The following is a 16,009-nucleotide window of genomic DNA, read 5'->3' on the forward strand; positions in this document are numbered from 1 at the left end:
GCCCCGGCAGGACACCGGCGACATAACCGGACATTAGGCTCACAGCTTGCTACGTTCCGGGCATGACCGGAACAGCAGCGGAGCCCGCCACCGTCCCCGCTGTCCGTGTCCCCCGGCGCCGTGGCGTCGAGCTCACGCTGATCGTCGTCGCCGTCCTGCTCTCCGTGTACGGCTACTGCGACGTGGGCCTGGCGCGCAACGGCTCCGTCCCGCCCGGCGCCGCCGGTTACGGCGCCGGGCTCGGGGTGCTCGCGCTCCTCGCCCATCTGGCGGTCCGGCTGCGCGCCCCGTACGCCGATCCGCTGCTCCTGCCGATCGCCGTGCTGCTCAACGGCCTCGGCCTGGTGCTGATCTACCGGCTCGACCTGGAGACGCCCGGCGACCGCGCGGCGCCCACCCAGCTCGTCTGGTCGACGGTCGGCGTCGCCCTCTTCATCGCCGTGGTGTTCTTCCTGCGCGACCACCGCGTGCTCCAGCGGTACGCCTACCTGTCCGTGGTCACCGCGCTGGTCCTCATGATCGTGCCGATCTTCTTCCCCGCCGTGAACGGCGCCCGCATCTGGATCCGGGTCGGCGGATTCTCCATCCAGCCCGGCGAGTTCGCGAAGATCCTCCTCGCGGTCTTCTTCGCCAGCTATCTCGCGGCCAACCGCACCGCGCTCGCGTACACGGGCCGCACGGTGTGGAAGTTCAAGCGGCTGCAACTGCCGACGGGGCGGGTGCTCGGGCCGATCGTGGCGATCTGGCTGCTGAGCGTCGGCGTGCTGGTCCTGGAGCGCGACCTCGGCACCTCGCTGCTGTTCTTCGGGCTCTTCGTGATCCTGCTGTACGTCGCCACCGGACGCACCGGCTGGATCGCCGTCGGCCTGCTGCTCGCGGCGGTCGGGGCGTTCGCGGTCGGTTCGCTCGAGCCGCATGTGCACAGCCGGGTCGAGGACTGGCTGCATCCGTTCGCGTCCATCGAGGCCGGTGAGGGGCCGAACCAGCTCGCCCAGTCGCTGTTCGCGTTCGCGGCCGGCGGGCTGCTCGGCACCGGGCTCGGGGACGGGCACTCCATCCTCATCGGCTTCGCCGCCAAGTCGGACTTCATCCTGGCGACGGCCGGGGAGGAGCTGGGGCTCACCGGTCTGACGGCGATCTTCCTGCTGTACGCGCTTCTTGTGGAGCGCGGCTACCGGGCCGGGCTCGCCCTGCGTGACCCGTTCGGGCGGCTGCTCGCGATCGGGCTCGCGTCGATCGTGGCGCTCCAGGTGTTCGTGATCGCGGGCGGGGTGATGGGGCTGATCCCGCTGACGGGGATGGCCATGCCGTTCCTCGCGCAGGGCGGTTCGTCCGTCGTGACCAACTGGATCATCGTGGCGCTGCTCATCCGGGTCAGCGACTCGGCGCGCGCCCAGCCTGTGTCCGGGGCCGGGGCCGGTGCGCCCTTGTCCCTGGCCGACGCCGGGGAGGAGCGGGCGTGACCAAGTACATCCGCCGGGCCGCCGCGTTCTGCGCGCTGCTCCTCGTGGCGCTGCTGATCAACGCCAGCCGGGTCCAGGTCGTCGACTCGGGGACGTACGACGACAATCCCGCCAACCGCCGACAGGCCATCACGCGCTTCGACCAGGCGCGCGGCGACATCCTGGTGGACGGCCGGGCCGTCACCGGCTCCCGGGACACGGGCGAGCAGCTGCGGTACGAACGGACGTACCGCAACGGGCCGTTGTACGCCCCCGTCACCGGCTTCGCCTCGCAGGTGTACGGCACCACGTTCCTGGAGCACGCCGAGGACGACATCCTCTCCGGCACCGACCCCATGCTCGCCCCGCTCCCCCTGTGGAACGACATCACCCGCGCCCAGAACCCGGGCGGCGAGGTCGTCACCACCATCAAGGCGGCCGTGCAGCAGGCCGCCTACGCCGGGCTCGGCGGCAAGAAGGGCGCCGTGGCCGCGCTCGACCCGGCCACCGGCAAGGTACTCGCGCTTGTCTCCACGCCCTCGTACGACCCCGGACTCCTCTCCGGCACCGGCACCTCCGTGACCGAGGCCTGGGCGCAGCTGAACGCCGACCCCGACAAGCCGATGCTCAACCGCGCGCTCAGCCAGACCTATCCGCCGGGGTCCACGTTCAAGGTGGTGACGGCGGCCGCCGCGCTCGACGCGGGCGAGATCGACGACCTGGACGCGCCGACGGACTCCCCCGACCCGTACACCCTGCCCGGCACCTCGACGAGCCTGGCCAACGAGGTCGAGGGGTGCGCGGACGCCAGTCTCCGGTACGCCTTCCAGTGGTCCTGCAACACCGTCTTCGCCAAGCTCGGCGTCGACACGGGGCAGGACGCCATGGCGGACTCCGCGAAGGAGTTCGGCTTCGACACCTCGGGCCCGAAGATCCCCTCGCCCGTGGCCGCCAGCACCTTCGACACCTCCATGGACCGGGCGCAGCTCGCCCTGTCCGCCATCGGCCAGTACGACACGCGCGCCACGCCGCTGCAGATGGCGATGGTCTCGGCGGCCGTGGCGGGCGGCGGCTCCGTGAAGGCGCCCCGCCTGGTGGACCGGACGACGACCGACGACGGCGACACCGTCGCGAGCAGCGGCACCGAGACCCTCCGGCAGGCCATGAACCCGGGCACGGCGGTGCAGTTGCGCGAGCTGATGACGGACGTCGTCGAGAAGGGCACCGGCACCAACGCGGCGATCGACGGCGTGACCGTCGGCGGCAAGACGGGCACCGCCCAGCACGGCATCGGCAACACCGGCACCCCGTACGCCTGGTTCATCGCCTGGGCCCAGAAGCAGGGCGACGCGGAGCCGTCCGTGGCGGTCGCCGTCGTCGTCGAGGACGCGTCGGCGGACCGCTCGGACATCAGCGGGGGCGGCAGCGCGGCGCCGATCGCGAAGGCGGTGATGGAGGCGGCGCTGCGCTGAGGCGTACGTCGCCGACACACCGTCCGCCAACTAGGAACGGTTCTGGCCTAGTTGACGTCTAGCGTGGCCGCATGACCGAAACCCAGGAGCTCCTGAACGCCCTGCGCGAGCAGCGCCACACCCTCCTCATCGCCATGCGGGGCCTTTCCGACGAACAGGCCGCCGCCCGGTCCACCGTCAGCGAGCTGACCCTCGGCGGCATCCTGAACCACCTCGCCCACGGCGAGCGCAACTGGACACAGGTCCTGAGCAGCGGGACCGGCGAGGCACCGCCCTCGATGTTCGACGTGGAGCAGTACAAGATGCCGCGGGGCGCGAGCGTGCCCGACCTCGTGGCCGCGTACGAGGCGGCGGCGCGGGCGACCGACGAGGCCGTGGAGCGCGCCGGGCTCGACCGCGTCGTGCCGCTGCCGGAGGCGCCGTGGGAGCCCGGGGTCGTGCCGCGCTGGTCCGTGCGCCGGATCGTGCTGCACCTGCTGCGCGAGACGGCGCAGCACTCCGGGCACGCGGACATCGTGCGCGAGGCGTTGGACGGGGCGAACACCACGGCGCAGCTGGGCACTTAGGCGTCGGCGGCGCCGGAGGCGATCGCCTCGGAGACCTCCGCCACGCGCTCGTGCTCCTCCGCCGCGAAGCGCTCAGCGTCGAGCTTCTCCGCGATCTCCTCGTCCTGCGCCATCAGCTGATCGAGGTTGGAGTCGCCCATCTCGAACACGCCCATGTCGACGTACGCCTGCTGGAGCCGCTTGCCCCACAGGCCGATGTCCTTGACGCACGGCACGATGCGGCTGAACAGCAACTGCCGGAAGAGCTGGAGGTATTCGGAGCGCTCGCTGCACTCCTCGGCCTCCTTCAGCGGGATGCCGAAGTTCGTCAGGACCTCGACGCCGCGCAGCCGGTCGCGCATCAAGTAGCAGCCCTCGATGACGAATTCCTCGCGCTCGCGCAGCTCGGCGTCGGTGAGCTGCTTGTAGTAGTCGCGCAGCGCCATCCGCCCGAAGGCCACGTGCCGGGCCTCGTCCTGCATGACGTACGCGAGGATCTGCTTGGGCAGCGGCTTGTCGGTGGTGTCGCGGATCATGCCGAAGGCGGCGAGGGCGAGTCCTTCGATGAGGACCTGCATGCCGAGGTAGGGCATGTCCCAGCGGGAGTCGCGCAGGGTGTCGCCGAGCAGCGCCTGGAGGTTGTCGTTGATCGGGTAGAGCATGCCGATCTTCTCGTGCAGGAAGCGGCCGTAGATCTCCGCGTGCCGGGCCTCGTCCATGGTCTGGGTGGCGGAGTAGAACTTGGCGTCCAGGTCGGGCACCGACTCCACGATGCGGGCCGCGCACACCATCGCGCCCTGCTCGCCGTGCAGGAACTGGCTGAACTGCCAGGAGGTGTAGTGCTTGCGCAGCTCGCCGCGCTCGGCGGCGGACATCCGGTCCCAGTACCGGGTGCCGTAGATCGACATGGCTTCGTCGGGGGTGCCGAGCGGGTCGAGCGGGTCGACCTCCAGGTTCCAGTCGATGCGCCGGGCGCCGTCCCACTGCTTGTCCTTGCCCTTTTGGTACAGGTTGAGAAGGCGCTCACGGCCTTCGTCGTACTCCCAACTGAAGCGGGCTGCCCCGGTTGCGGGCACCTGCCAGGTGAGATCCTGCCGGCCTGAGGTGTACAGATCGCGCGTAGACACTGACGGCTCCTCGCGAGTCTCGGCGGCCCCCGCTGCCGCGCAACCGCCGCACAGGGATGGCTCCTTGGCAGGCTCACACGTTGGTAGATGCCGGGTCAACAAGTCGTGCGCAAGGGATTGACGGTCTTGCTGACAAGCAGTCTCATAAGACGTGACCCCCGGTAACTCCCTTACGGGAACGCGAGAACGCAGGAAGAGCAGGAGATCTCATGACGACCGTGGCCGAAGACAGCGGACTTGCGGGTCTGCGGGACGCGCTCGGCCTGCTCAAGGACCGCGAGCAGGTGGCCCTGCGCCTCCTGGAGTCGTCCGCCAAGCACTCCTTCGACCCCGACAAGGAGCTCGACTGGGACGCGCCCGTCGAGGACGGCAAGTGGTTCTGGCCCCCGGAGCTCGTCTCGCTTTACGACACCCCGCTGTGGAAGCGGATGTCCGAGGAACAGCGCATGGACCTCGCCCGGCACGAGGCGGCCTCGCTCGCCTCGCTCGGCATCTGGTTCGAGATCATCCTCATGCAGCTCCTCGTACGGCACATCTACGACAAGTCCGTGACCAGCGCGCATGTGCGGTACGCCCTCACGGAGATCGCCGACGAGTGCCGCCACTCGATGATGTTCGCCCGCATGATCGAGAAGGGCGGGGCGCCCACGTACCCCGTCACGAAGCTGAACCACAACCTCGCCCGCGTCCTCAAGACCGTGTCCACCACCCCCGGCTCCTTCGCCTGCACGCTGCTCGGCGAGGAGATCCTCGACTGGATGCAGCGCCTGACGTTCCCCGACGAGCGCGTGCAGACCATCGTGCGCGGCGTGACCCGCATCCACGTCGTGGAGGAGGCCCGCCATGTGCGGTACGCCCGCGAGGAGTTGCGGCGCCAGATGGTGACCGCGCCGCGCTGGGAGCGCGAGCTGACCCGGGTCAGCAGCGGCGAGGCGGCCCGCGTCTTCTCCGTCGCCTTCGTCAACCCGCGGGTCTACACGAACGTCGGCCTGGACCGGCGCGAGGCCGTGGCCCAGGTCAAGGCGAGCGGCCACCGGCGCGAGGTCATGCAGACCGGCGCCAAGCGGCTCACCGACTTCCTGGACGACATCGGCGTGATGCGGGGGGTCGGGCGCAGGCTGTGGAAGGCGTCCGGGCTGCTCGCATGACCGACCGCGCCGCCGCCACCAAAGGCGGCTCACGGCCACGCGGCGGAGCCGCAAATCGATACAGCCTGGACGACATCGGCGTGATGCGGGGGGTCGGGCGGCGGCTGTGGAAGGCGTCGGGGCTGCTGGCGTAGGCGCCTCGGAGGCGGTCGGAGCCGCTGTGGCCTCGGTCTTCGTCCGCTCCCGCACCGACTCTTCGTACGAAAACACGGTTACGCTGCGGGACATGACCTCAGCCGTCGGCCCCACCCGCGCGTACCGGCGTCTCAGCGTCGAGGAGCGCAAGAGCCAGCTCCTCGACGCCGCGCTCAACCTCTTCGCGCACCGCGCCCCCGAGGAGGTCTCGCTCGACGACGTCGCGGAGGCCGCCGGGGTGTCGCGGCCCCTGGTGTACCGCTACTTCCCCGGCGGCAAGCAGCAGTTGTACGAAGCCGCGCTGCGCACCGCCGCCGCCGACCTGGAACAGTGCTTCGCCGAACCGCAGGACGGCCCGCTCACCCGGCGCCTGAGCCGCGCCATCGACCGCTACCTCGCCTTCGTCGACGAGCACGACGCCGGATTCAGCGCGCTGCTCCAGGGCGGCAGCGTCATCGAGACCTCCCGCACCACCGCCATCGTCGACGGGGTGCGCCGCTCCGCCGCCGGGCACGTCCTCGCCCACATGGAACTGCCCGAGCCGCCGGGGCCGCGGCTGCGGATGACCGTCCGCATGTGGATCACCGCGGTCGAGGCCGCCTCCCTGATCTGGCTCGACGAGGACAAGCAGCCGCCGCTGGACGAACTGCGCGACTGGCTGGTCGAGCAGTTCCTGGCCCAGATCGCGGCCACGGCGGGGCGCGACCCGCAGACCGCGGCCGTGGTCCGGCGCGCGCTGGCCCTGGAGAGCGCGGACGGGCCGGTGGGAGAGCTGGCCCGGCGGGTGCTTCCGGTGGTGGCGGAGGCGGGGCACCTCCTGTGAGGAGGTGACACTCGTGCTGTGCGGGGCGGGTGAGGCAGGTGCCGTGCGGGGCGGGTGACACTGGTGCCGTGAAGAGTGAAGACACCCCCTTCGTGGGCGGGCCCCTCGACGGCCGCGTGCTCCCGGTCCTGCTCGGCCCGACCGGGCACCCGCCGAAGGTGTACCGCGTCCCGGTCCCGGACGAGGCGGGCGGCGAGCCCACGGTCCTCGTGTACCGGCGGGTGCCCGCCGGCGCCGCCCGGCGGTTCGGGCTGCACCCGGGCTGGAAGTACGAGTACTCCGAGGACGGCACAGCGGGCCGCGGGGACGAGGGCGGCTTCCGGAACCTGAAGTGGCCGTGGTCCAAGCCGGGCGGCGGGCGCAACGTGCCGCGCCGGGATGACCTGGACGAGTGACCTCATTGCGCCGGGCGCCAGCCCCCGGCGGGCGGTATGCGCGCGGGCGGTCGAAGCTCGCGGTGCGCGGCGGAAGGACCGCCCCGCACCGTGAGGTGATGACGTGTCAGGAAGGTTGCTGCGCTGGGTGTGCACCGGATCGGCGCTGTCCGCGCTGGTCACGGCCGCGCCCCTGGCTCCCCCGCTCGCGCTTCCCGCGTACGCCGCGCCCGGCCCCGGCGAGCGCCCCGTGGCCCGGCTTCTGACGGACCTTCAGCGCCTTTACCGGCAGGCCGAGGAGTCCACGGAGACGTACAACGCCACCGAGGAGAAGCTGAAGGCCCAGCGCCGCGAGGTCGACGGCCTCAACCGGGGCCTCGCCAAGGCCCGCGCCTCCGCCCACGACGGCAAGGGCGCCGCCGGCCGCCTCGCCCGCCAGCAGTACCAGACCGGCACCATGGAGATCTCCTCCTACGTACGCCTCCTCCTCGCCCGCAACCCGCGCGGCGCCCTCGACCAGCGCCACGTCATCGGCCGTGCCGCCGCCGAGCGGGCCGCCGCCGTCACCCGGCTCGTCGAGGGCGAGAAGAAGGCCGACGGGCTCGCTCGGGCCGCGCGGCGCGCCCTCACCACGCAGGTGTCGCTCGCCCAGCGGCAGAAGGAGGCCCGGGACTCGGTGCGGTCGCGGTTGCGGGAGGTCGAGGAGCTGCTCGCCTCGCTCTCCGCCGAGGAGTTGGCCGCGGTCGGGCGGGCCGAGGAGTCCGGCGCCGAGCGGGCGCAGCGGCGGCTTGTCGCTTCCGGTGCGCTCGGGGCGCCCGCCGAGGCGGGGCGGGCTCCTTCCGCTCGGGGGGAGCGGGCTCTGCGGTACGCCGTCGCGCAGATCGGGAAGCCGTACGAGTGGGGGGCCGAGGGGCCCGCCGCCTTCGACTGTTCCGGGCTCACCCAGCGGGCCTGGGGGGTGGCTGGGCGGGGGATCCCCCGGACCAGTCAGCAGCAGTGGGCCCGCCTGCCCCGAGTCTCCCTCCGCAAGCTGCGCCCCGGCGACCTGATCGTCTACTTCCCCAAGGCCACGCACGTCGCCCTCTACCTCGGCCACGGCAAGGTCGTCCACGCCCCGCGCCCCGGCGCCCGCGTCAAGGTCTCGCCCCTCGCGGCGAACCCTGTCCTCGGCGCGGTCCGCCCTGACCCGCGGGCGACGCCGGTCGCGGGGTACCGGCCGCCGAAGTTGCCGTCGGGGGCGACGAAGGGAGCCGACCGGGGGTGGGCGGGGTAGGGCCTTGCCGGGGGCTCCCCAATCCCACCCCTTCCCGAAACTGGGGCTCCGCCCCAGACCCCGTATCGGCCTGAACGGCCTCGTCCTCAAACGCCGGACGGGCTAGATCGGCTAGGTATAGCCCCTCCGGCGTTTGAGGAGCGGGGGTCTGGGGGCAGAGCCCCCAGTTTCGGGAAGGGGCGGGGTTGGGGGCTACGCAGCCGCGGCCGCCACCCCCGCCACATACCCCTCCGCCAGCTCCGCCTCGTAGAAGTAGTTCTCGAAGTCCCCGGGATCGTTGAACCCGTTCGCGAAGCGGTCCGCGACAGGCGGGAGTTCGCCCGCCGCGCCGAGGAGGTTGAGGACATGCTCGGGCGGCACGCCCAGCATGGCGTTGGTCCACTTGGTGACGTGCTGGGCGGTGGCCCAGTAGCGGTCGAAGGCGGACTGCATCCAGGCCTCGTCGAAGGGCCGGTCCCCGTGGGAGACGATCGACGAGAGGTACGAGGCCGCGCACTTGGAGGCGGAGTTGGACCCCTGCCCGGTGATGGGGTCGTTGGCGACGACGACGTCGCCGACGCCGAGGACGAGCCCGCCGGAGGGAAGACGGCCGACGGGCTTGCGCACGGTGGGCGCGTAACGACCGGCCAACGTCCCACCCGCGTCGGCGAGTTCGACCTTGGTCGCCCGCGCGTACTCCCAGGGCAGGAACTTCTCCAGGAGTTCGAGGGTGAGGGCGAGGTGCGCGCCGGGGTCCTTGACGCCCTGGAAGACGTCGAGCGGACCGCCGGGAATGCCCTCCCAGAAGAGGATGTCGGCGCGGCCGGACGTGGTGAGCGTAGGCATGACGAAGAGCTCGCCGACCCCGGGCACCAAGTTGCAGCGCACGGCGTCGAATTCGGGGTGCTCGGGCCGCGGCCCGAGCCCGTGGACGTAGGCGACGGCAAGCGCCCGCTGCGGTGCGTCGAACGGCGAACGCGAGGCGTCCCGCTCGAACATGGACACCAGCTCACCCTTGCCGGCGGCGACAAGGACGAGATCGTACGTACGGGAGAAGTAGTCCAGGTCGGAGACGGCCGCGCCGTGGATGACGAGCTGCCCGCCGCGCTGCGCGAACGTGTCCATCCAGCCGGCCATCTTCACCCGCTGGTCGACGGACTGCGCGTAGCCGTCGAGCTTGCCGACCCAGTCGATGACGCGGGCGCCCTCTTTTGCATCGGACGCAGTGGGACCGGCGACCGAGACGCCCACGCCCTCGATCTTCGGGGCCTGCGACTCCCAGAAGTTCAGGCCCAGTTCGCGCTCGTGCTGGAGTGCCGTGTGGAACATGCACTGCGTCGACATGACCCGGCCGGACCGGATCTCGTCCGCCGTGCGGTTGGACATCAGCGTGACCTCGTACCCCTGCGACTGGAGTCCGAGAGCGATCTGGAGACCGGACTGACCGGCTCCGACGATGAGTATCTTGCGCATGGTGCTGCGGATCCTTCTGTTCAGGGCCACTCGGCCGTCCGGCGATGGCTACTCGGGGGTGGCGTCCAGTGCGTGGCCCACCAGTGCGAGCAGCGACTCGATCGCGGAGATCCGCTGCCGCGCGTCCATGATCAGGACGGGGATGCGCGCGGGCACGGTCAGCGCCTCGCGGACGTCCTCGGCCTCGTACCGCTCGGTGCCCTCGAAGTGGTTGACGGCCACGATGTACGGGATCCCGCAGCTCTCGAAGTAGTCGAGCGCCGGGAAGCAGTCGGTGAGGCGGCGGGTGTCGGCGAGCACCACCGCGCCGATCGCGCCGCGCACGAGGTCGTCCCACATGAACCAGAAGCGCTGCTGTCCGGGCGTCCCGAAGAGGTAGAGCACCAGGTCGTCGTCCAGCGTGATGCGGCCGAAGTCCATGGCGACCGTGGTCGTGGTCTTGCCCGGCGTCGCGCTGAGGTCGTCGGTGTCCTCGCTGGCCCGCGTCATCAGCGCCTCCGTCTGGAGGGGCGTGATCTCGGAGACGGCGGTGACGAGCGTCGTCTTGCCCACGCCGAAGCCGCCCGCGACGACGATCTTCGTGGCGATGGGCGCGCGCGTGCGGTCGGTCTGCCAGGCCTGCAACTCGCCGTCGTCGTCGGGGAGTTTGGCCGGGAGTTTGGCCGGGAGTTCGTCTGGGACGGCGGTTGTGGCGTCAGAGACGGCGGAGTCCACTCAGCACCCTTTCGAGCAGTGCGCGGTTCGGCTGCCCGGGGCCGTGGCCCGTTCCGTACACGCGGATCTTTCCCTGGTCGGCGAGGTCGCTGAGCAGTACGCGGACCACGCCGAGCGGCATCTTGAGGAGCGCGGAGATCTCGGCGACCGTACGCATGCGGCGGCAGATCTCGACGATGGCCCGCATCTCCGGCATGACGCGGGTGCTCAGCGGGTCGCCCTTGCCCAGCTCGCGCCGCTCCTCCGGGGCTTCGAGCGCGGGGTTCGCGGCCACGAACGTCTCGACCAGCAGGACGTGTCCGAAGCGGGTGCGGCCGCCGGTCAGCGAGTACGGGCGTACGCGCGCGGGCTTCCGGTCGCCGCCGCGTACGGGCAGCTTCGGCACGGGGGCCGTGCCCGGCGCGGGCGGTCTGCGGTCGGGCGCGCCGCTCATCACGCGAGCTCCATCGACTGGCGCAGCTCGCTGCGGAGTTCGGGCGTGAGGAGGTGGCCGGCGCGGCCGACGAAGAGGGCCATGTGGTACGCGACGACCGTCATGTCGCAGTCGGACGTCCCGTGCACGCCGAGCAGCGAGCCGTCGCTGATCGCCATCACGAAGAGGCTGCCCTCGGCCATCGCGACGACGGTCTGCTTGACCGGTCCGCCGTCCATCAGCCGGGCCGCGCCGACGGTGAGGCTGCCGAGCCCGGACACGATCGTGGCCAGGTCCGCGCTCGATCCCCGGGGCCCGGTGGGGCTCGTGGCGGGGCGGCGCTCGGCGTTGCGCGCCGGGTCGGAGGAGAGCAGCAGGAGTCCGTCGGACGAGACGACGGCGACCGAGCGGATGCCGGGGACCTCGTCGACCAGGTTCGTAAGGAGCCAGTGGAGGTTCTTGGCCTCGCTGCTGAGTCCGTACGCGACGGTTTCGTCCTCGTCGGACTCCGGCGCGGGGTCGGTATCCGGGTCGGGCTTCACTGGCTCGGCGGAAGAACCGGGTGTGCGCATGGGCGCAGTCAACTGCTTGCCTCCTCGACTGGGTCCCCCGGAACATCTGCGGCACGGTGGCCTTCGGCACTCTCTTCTGTACGGGTTTCCGTACGGGTTTGTGCTCGGGTTTCTGTACGGGTCTCCATACGGGTCTCCTCCGTACGGGCCAGTTCCGCCGCCACGTCGCGGCGGCCGCTGTTGGCCCCCTGCTGGAACCCGCCCAGCCTGCGGCGCAGCTCCTCGGCGTCCACGGCGGCCCGCGGCTTCGGCGCGGTGCTCCCGGCGGGCGCGGTGATCCTCGGGGTCCGCTTGGGGAGCCCCTTGGCGGTGAACACGGGGGCATCCGGGGCCTCGGCACCCGGCAGGGGCAGCGGGTACTCGCCCTCCGGCAGCTCCTCCCCCGCGAGCGCCGCGTCGGGCTCCGACGGCGACTGCGCGTCCGGCTTCGGGCGCGCCTCCTGCTCCGGCCGGACCTCGTCGTCCGGCCGCGCGTGCGGCTCCGCGTCGTCCGGGTGGTCGGCCGGGACGGGCGGTGCCAGGAGTTCGAGTGTGGTCTCCGCGGCGGCGATCAGCGGGTCCCGCTCGGCCGAACGGGACGGCAGGGCAGGGGAGTTGGTCTCCGTGCGCGGGGGCAGGACGTGGGAGTTGCTCTCCGTACGCGGCGGCAGGACGTTGGAGTTGGCCTCGGCCTCCGAGCCCGGCAGGTGCACCAGCGGCACCTCGGCGCGCGCGGCGGGCACCGCCCCGGGCGTCCCCGGCGCGGGCGGGTCCGCGAGGATGCCGTCGGGCAGCACCACGACCGCCGCGACACCGCCCTGCTTCTGCTCGCGCAGCCGCACCCGCGCCCCGTGCCGGGCGGCGAGTCGGGCCACCACGTACAGGCCGAGCCCGAGTCCGTCGCCGCCCTCCTGGTCGTACACGTCGTCGGGGGTGAACTCCGCGAGCCGCGCGTTGAGTTCCTCCAGGCGCTCCGCGCCCACGCCGATGCCCTCGTCCTGCACCGAGAGCATCACCTCGCCGTTCTCCAGGAGCCAGCCGGACACCTCGACGGCGGCGTCGGGCGGCGAGAACGAGGTCGCGTTCTCCAGGAGTTCGGCGACCAGGTGGCTGATGTCGTCGGCCGCGAACCCCGCGAGGTGCGTGTGCGGCGGCAGCGTGGCGATGTCGACCCGCTCGTACCGCTCGATCTCGCTGACCGCGGCGCGCACGACGTCGACGAGCGGCACGGCGCCCGCGTGCTGGTGGCCGTGCTCGGCGCCCGCGAGGACCAGGAGGTTCTCGCTGTGGCGGCGGGTGACGGTGGCGAGGTGGTCGAGCTTGAAGAGGGTGGCGAGCCGGTCGGGGTCCTGCTCGCGCTCCTCCAGGCCCTCGATGACGGCGAGCTGGCGCTCGACGAGGCCGAGCGTGCGCAGCGCGAGGTTCACGAACGTGCCGTGGATGCTGCTGCGCACCCGCTCCAGGTGAACGGACGCCTCGGCGAGCTCGGCGCGCAGCGCGTCGCGCTCGTCGGCCATGGCCTGGCGCGCGTCGGCCATCGTCTGCCGCTTGCCGATCAGGTGCTTGCGGTCGGCCTCCAGCGTGGTGAGCCGCTCCTGGAGGGCGACGGCGTGGCCGTGCAGCGCGTTGACGGAACGTACGACCGCCGCGAACTCGTCGTCGCGGCCCGTGAAGCGCACCGGCTCCTCGGTGCCGGGCGCGGCCGCGACCCGCGCCGCGCCCAGGCGCAGCGTGGCGAGCGGCCGGGTCAGGGAGCGCGCCGTGCCCATGCACACGCCGACCGCGACGAGCAGCAGCACGCCGACCAGCGCGATGCGGATCTCCAGCGCCGTGACGTCGTCGTCGCGCAGCTCGCCGAGGCTCTTGGTGCGGTCGGCGGCGAGCGCGTTCTCGGCGCCGCGCATGGCCTCGACGCGGGCGGAGAGCGCGGTGTCGAGCTTCTTCTCGTCCAGGCGCCGGTCGGCGGCGGAGAGCTTGGGCTCGTCGGTGAGGCGGTCCAGGTACTGCTCGGCGGTCGTCACGCCGTTGCCGGTGACGGTGGATTCGTACGTGACGCGGGCCTTGGCGGGCGCGCTGTCCAGGAAGTCGGCGAGCGCGGCGAGCTCGCGCACGTGGGCCTGCTGGGCGGCGGCGCTGAGGCCGTCGCGGCGGCCGTCCTCTTCGCTGTCGCCGGTGCCGGAGCCGGTGCCCGTTCCGGTGGAGCCCGGGGCGGTGGGCAGGCCGGTGACGGGGTCGACGGTGGTGCCGGTCGGCGCGGGGCGGGGCACGGCGAGCGCGGCGAGGAGCAGGCCGCGCGCGGCGCCGGCCTGGTCGACGGCGTGGTCGAGGTCGGCCAGGGCGTGGGCCCCGGAGCCCGCGCGCGGCGGGAGTCTCTCGGCCAGCTCGCGGGTCAGGCGGTGCAGTTCGGTGATGGCCTTCGCGTACGCCTTGTGGGCGTCGAGCGCGCCGGTCTTGCCGGTGAGGGCGGCTCTGCGCACGGCGGGCAGGCGGGCGAGGTCGCGGCGCAGCTCGGCGGTGACGGAGGTGTTGGTGCTGGCGTCGGCGGCGGCCTCGCGCAGCTCCTCGATGCGCCGGTCCACGCGGGCGCTGCGGCCCTCCGAGAGGCCCTTGCCGTCGGGGCGGCCCGCGGCGACGTACGCGGTGACCTCGTCGCGCTCGTCCGCCAGCGAGTGACTGAGCGTGATGGCCTGCTGGGTGAGCTCGGAGAGCGTCACCAGGCTCTGCGAGTCGTTGAGTTGGCCCGAGGCGCCGATGACGACGGGCGCGCCCGCCCCGGCGACGGTGGCGGCGACCACCGCGACGGCGAGTATGAGGCGGTTGCGGACTCGGGCTTTGGGGGGTGCGGGGGTGGCGGGTGCGGGGGGCGGGGTGGAGGTGCCGGCGCTGGCCGCGAGGTCTGTCGGGGTCGGGGCGTTCGTCGGGGTCGAGGGGTCCGTCGGCGCGGCCGTCGGCCCGTCCGTGCCGGACTCGGGCGTGCCCTCCGTGACTGCGGACGCCTGCTCGGCGGGAGAGGTCGCGCCCGGCGGGTCCCCTTCCGGGGCCTGCTGCCTGCCTTCGCGCCGAGGCCGCATCTCTTGCACCGGTGCTCGCATTCCTGTTTTCGTCTGCCCTGGGGACCGGGTGACGATCCGTCAACGCGAGCGCTCCCGGCCCGGATCCCGACCTTCGCAGACGATTCCAGTGCCGGTACGCGGCAGTCGCGCATCGCCTGCCTGGCCACCTGAAGGAGTGAACATCGGCAGGGAGTTGGTGAGCAAGTCACCCTGCGTGTCGTGAGCGCCGCACGGGGTGGGCCGGTTGGACGTCTGTGGGCTGCTTTGGCAGGATGCGCCGCCACACCCCGCCGGAGTTGATCATTCCGGCCGAAATCCGACGCCCGGCCCGCGCCCGCTCCCCCGCACCCCGGCGCTGCCGGGCCTTCGGGGGAACCCATGAAGGCCTCGTGCAGACTGACCGGATGCGCATCGAACTGACCACCGAACCCGGCGACCCGGACCGCCCCAACGAGGACTACGCGTCGGTGGCGCTCCCCGCGTCCGGGCAGGGCGGATCACTGGTGCTCCTGGACGGCGTCACGCCCCCGTCCGGCGACGCCGGGTGTCTGCATTCCGTCCCCTGGTTCACCGCCAGGCTCGGCGGCGCGCTGGGTGAACTGTCCGTTTCACGGCGGGATATGACGCTGCCTGAGATCCTCGCGGCGGCCATCGGGCGCACCGCGGACACCCACCGTGACACCTGTGACCTTTCTCACCCACGTACGCCGCAGGCAACCGTGGTGCTCGCGCGGTGGGACGCGGAGCGCGTCGAGCATCTGGTCCTGTCGGACTCGGCGCTGCTCGTGGCCGGTCCGGGCGTGGGCGTCGGCGTCGCCCCCGACGGCGGCGTCGAGGCGATCCTCGACCGGCGCCTGGACGAGCTCCCGCCCGCCGTCGGCGAGCTGCGCGACGCCGTACGGGCGCTGCCGCGCGGCTCGGCGGAACGGCAGGCGGAGGGCCGCCGGTACGCGGCGGCGGTCGAGGCGCTGCGGAACGCCGAGGGCGGCTTCTTCACGGCCGCGGCGGACCCCTCGGCGGCGGCCCGCGCGGTCACCGGCGCCCACCCCCGCTCCGCCGTCACCGCGCTCGCGGCCCTGACGGACGGCGCCGGGCGCTGGGTCGAGACTTTCCGCGAGGGCGACTGGGCGGACTGCTTCGCACTGCTGCGCAAGGGCGGCCCCCAGGGACTGGTGGACCGCGTACGGGAGTTGGAGCGGGCGGACCCGGACGGCACGTCGTTCCCGCGCGGCAAGCGGCATGACGACGCGGCGGTGGTGTACGCGGAGTTGTAGCTCGCGCGCAGGCAGTTGTCGCGCCGCACGCGTTTCGGCGCCCGCCGCCCGGGACAGAAGAAAAACAATTCAATTCAATCAACTCCCGCAATCGTAGCGAACTGATCTCCGGAACATTTCAACTGAAGCAGAGATCAGGAATTGTCTGTTGAAATTCCGTTCGGCAACAGGGAAGGATCAGCGGGCATGGGGAACGCATGACCACATCCGGTCA

General features: G+C 72.2%; 14 protein-coding genes. 8 read left to right on the top strand and 6 right to left on the bottom strand.

What is annotated here, in order from left to right; genetic code table 11:
* Nucleotides 1-62 precede the first annotated feature (62 nt).
* From IEY91_RS00720 to IEY91_RS00730, 3 genes are all read left to right on the top strand, one after another.
* The gene (locus tag IEY91_RS00720; protein ID WP_164320701.1) at nt 63-1,463 is read left to right on the top strand and encodes an FtsW/RodA/SpoVE family cell cycle protein; all 1,401 of its coding nucleotides are present in this window, start codon (nt 63-65) and stop codon (nt 1,461-1,463) included.
* Nucleotides 1,460-2,914 (top strand): penicillin-binding transpeptidase domain-containing protein, encoded by a 1,455-nt coding sequence (locus IEY91_RS00725; protein WP_189172440.1) that lies wholly within the window; start codon nt 1,460-1,462, stop codon nt 2,912-2,914. Before IEY91_RS00720 ends, IEY91_RS00725 begins: the two co-directional genes overlap by 4 nt.
* A 71-nt stretch (nt 2,915-2,985) precedes the next feature.
* Nucleotides 2,986-3,480 carry a DinB family protein gene (locus tag IEY91_RS00730; protein WP_189172441.1) on the top strand — a complete coding sequence of 165 codons (495 nt, stop codon included), beginning with the start codon at nt 2,986-2,988 and terminating at the stop codon, nt 3,478-3,480.
* Here IEY91_RS00730 and IEY91_RS00735 read toward each other — a convergent pair.
* Nucleotides 3,477-4,586, bottom strand: coding sequence for a ferritin-like domain-containing protein (locus IEY91_RS00735; protein WP_189172442.1), 1,110 nt, complete (start codon nt 4,584-4,586; stop codon nt 3,477-3,479). The genes IEY91_RS00730 and IEY91_RS00735 overlap by 4 nt on opposite strands.
* Nucleotides 4,587-4,795: 209 nt before the next feature.
* On the opposite strand from IEY91_RS00735, the gene IEY91_RS00740 reads away from it, so the two are divergent.
* The 4 genes from IEY91_RS00740 to IEY91_RS00755 all read left to right on the top strand — a co-directional run bounded on the left by IEY91_RS00740 (nt 4,796) and on the right by IEY91_RS00755 (nt 8,339).
* Nucleotides 4,796-5,734, top strand: a complete 939-nt coding sequence (locus IEY91_RS00740) for an AurF N-oxygenase family protein (RefSeq protein ID WP_164320709.1) — start codon at nt 4,796-4,798, stop codon at nt 5,732-5,734.
* A gap of 226 nt (nt 5,735-5,960) precedes the next feature.
* The gene (locus IEY91_RS00745; RefSeq protein ID WP_164320711.1) at nt 5,961-6,692 is read left to right on the top strand and encodes a TetR/AcrR family transcriptional regulator; all 732 of its coding nucleotides are present in this window, start codon (nt 5,961-5,963) and stop codon (nt 6,690-6,692) included.
* A 68-nt stretch (nt 6,693-6,760) separates the two neighbouring features.
* Nucleotides 6,761-7,087 carry a DUF8847 domain-containing protein gene (locus tag IEY91_RS00750; RefSeq protein WP_164320713.1) on the top strand — a complete coding sequence of 109 codons (327 nt, stop codon included), beginning with the start codon at nt 6,761-6,763 and terminating at the stop codon, nt 7,085-7,087.
* A 103-nt stretch (nt 7,088-7,190) separates the two neighbouring features.
* Complete coding sequence (locus IEY91_RS00755) at nt 7,191-8,339, top strand: C40 family peptidase (protein WP_189172443.1); 1,149 nt, start codon at nt 7,191-7,193, stop codon at nt 8,337-8,339.
* Nucleotides 8,340-8,531: 192 nt separating this feature from the next.
* Here IEY91_RS00755 and IEY91_RS00760 read toward each other — a convergent pair whose 3' ends face one another.
* From IEY91_RS00760 to IEY91_RS00780, 5 genes are read right to left on the bottom strand one after another with little or no spacing between them, the layout of a single operon-like run.
* Nucleotides 8,532-9,791, bottom strand: a complete 1,260-nt coding sequence (locus tag IEY91_RS00760) for a styrene monooxygenase/indole monooxygenase family protein (RefSeq protein WP_189172444.1) — start codon at nt 9,789-9,791, stop codon at nt 8,532-8,534.
* 48 nt (nt 9,792-9,839) lie between these two features.
* Entirely contained in the window at nt 9,840-10,505 is a 666-nt protein-coding gene (locus IEY91_RS00765) for a GTP-binding protein (protein WP_189172445.1), read from the bottom strand.
* A complete protein-coding gene (locus tag IEY91_RS00770) occupies nt 10,486-10,938 on the bottom strand; it encodes a DUF742 domain-containing protein (RefSeq protein ID WP_189172446.1) in 453 nt (150 codons plus the stop codon). The genes IEY91_RS00765 and IEY91_RS00770 overlap by 20 nt, the downstream gene beginning before the upstream one ends.
* Nucleotides 10,938-11,489, bottom strand: a complete 552-nt coding sequence (locus tag IEY91_RS00775; RefSeq protein WP_189172447.1) for a roadblock/LC7 domain-containing protein — start codon at nt 11,487-11,489, stop codon at nt 10,938-10,940. Before IEY91_RS00775 ends, IEY91_RS00770 begins: the two co-directional genes overlap by 1 nt.
* An 8-nt stretch (nt 11,490-11,497) precedes the next feature.
* The gene (locus IEY91_RS00780; RefSeq protein WP_189172765.1) at nt 11,498-14,539 is read right to left on the bottom strand and encodes a sensor histidine kinase; all 3,042 of its coding nucleotides are present in this window, start codon (nt 14,537-14,539) and stop codon (nt 11,498-11,500) included.
* Between the two features lie 386 nt (nt 14,540-14,925).
* On the opposite strand from IEY91_RS00780, the gene IEY91_RS00785 reads away from it, so the two are divergent.
* Entirely contained in the window at nt 14,926-15,795 is an 870-nt protein-coding gene (locus tag IEY91_RS00785) for a hypothetical protein (protein ID WP_189172448.1), read from the top strand.
* Nucleotides 15,796-16,009 lie beyond the last annotated feature (214 nt).

It is taken from the genome of Streptomyces lasiicapitis (genome assembly GCF_014646335.1).
Classification (GTDB): Bacteria; Actinomycetota; Actinomycetes; order Streptomycetales; family Streptomycetaceae; genus Streptomyces; species Streptomyces lasiicapitis.

What these genes read in the sequence shown, in the direction of transcription:
- IEY91_RS00760 (WP_189172444.1), bottom strand. Translation starts at nt 9,791, where the DNA reads ATGCGCAAGATACTCATCGTCGGAGCCGGTCAGTCCGGTCTCCAGATC.
- IEY91_RS00730 (WP_189172441.1), top strand. Translation starts at nt 2,986, where the DNA reads ATGACCGAAACCCAGGAGCTCCTGAACGCCCTGCGCGAGCAGCGCCAC.
- IEY91_RS00780 (WP_189172765.1), bottom strand. Translation starts at nt 14,539, where the DNA reads ATGCGGCCTCGGCGCGAAGGCAGGCAGCAGGCCCCGGAAGGGGACCCG.
- IEY91_RS00770 (WP_189172446.1), bottom strand. Translation starts at nt 10,938, where the DNA reads ATGAGCGGCGCGCCCGACCGCAGACCGCCCGCGCCGGGCACGGCCCCC.
- IEY91_RS00785 (WP_189172448.1), top strand. Translation starts at nt 14,926, where the DNA reads ATGCGCATCGAACTGACCACCGAACCCGGCGACCCGGACCGCCCCAAC.
- IEY91_RS00720 (WP_164320701.1), top strand. Translation starts at nt 63, where the DNA reads ATGACCGGAACAGCAGCGGAGCCCGCCACCGTCCCCGCTGTCCGTGTC.
- IEY91_RS00740 (WP_164320709.1), top strand. Translation starts at nt 4,796, where the DNA reads ATGACGACCGTGGCCGAAGACAGCGGACTTGCGGGTCTGCGGGACGCG.
- IEY91_RS00775 (WP_189172447.1), bottom strand. Translation starts at nt 11,489, where the DNA reads ATGCGCACACCCGGTTCTTCCGCCGAGCCAGTGAAGCCCGACCCGGAT.
- IEY91_RS00745 (WP_164320711.1), top strand. Translation starts at nt 5,961, where the DNA reads ATGACCTCAGCCGTCGGCCCCACCCGCGCGTACCGGCGTCTCAGCGTC.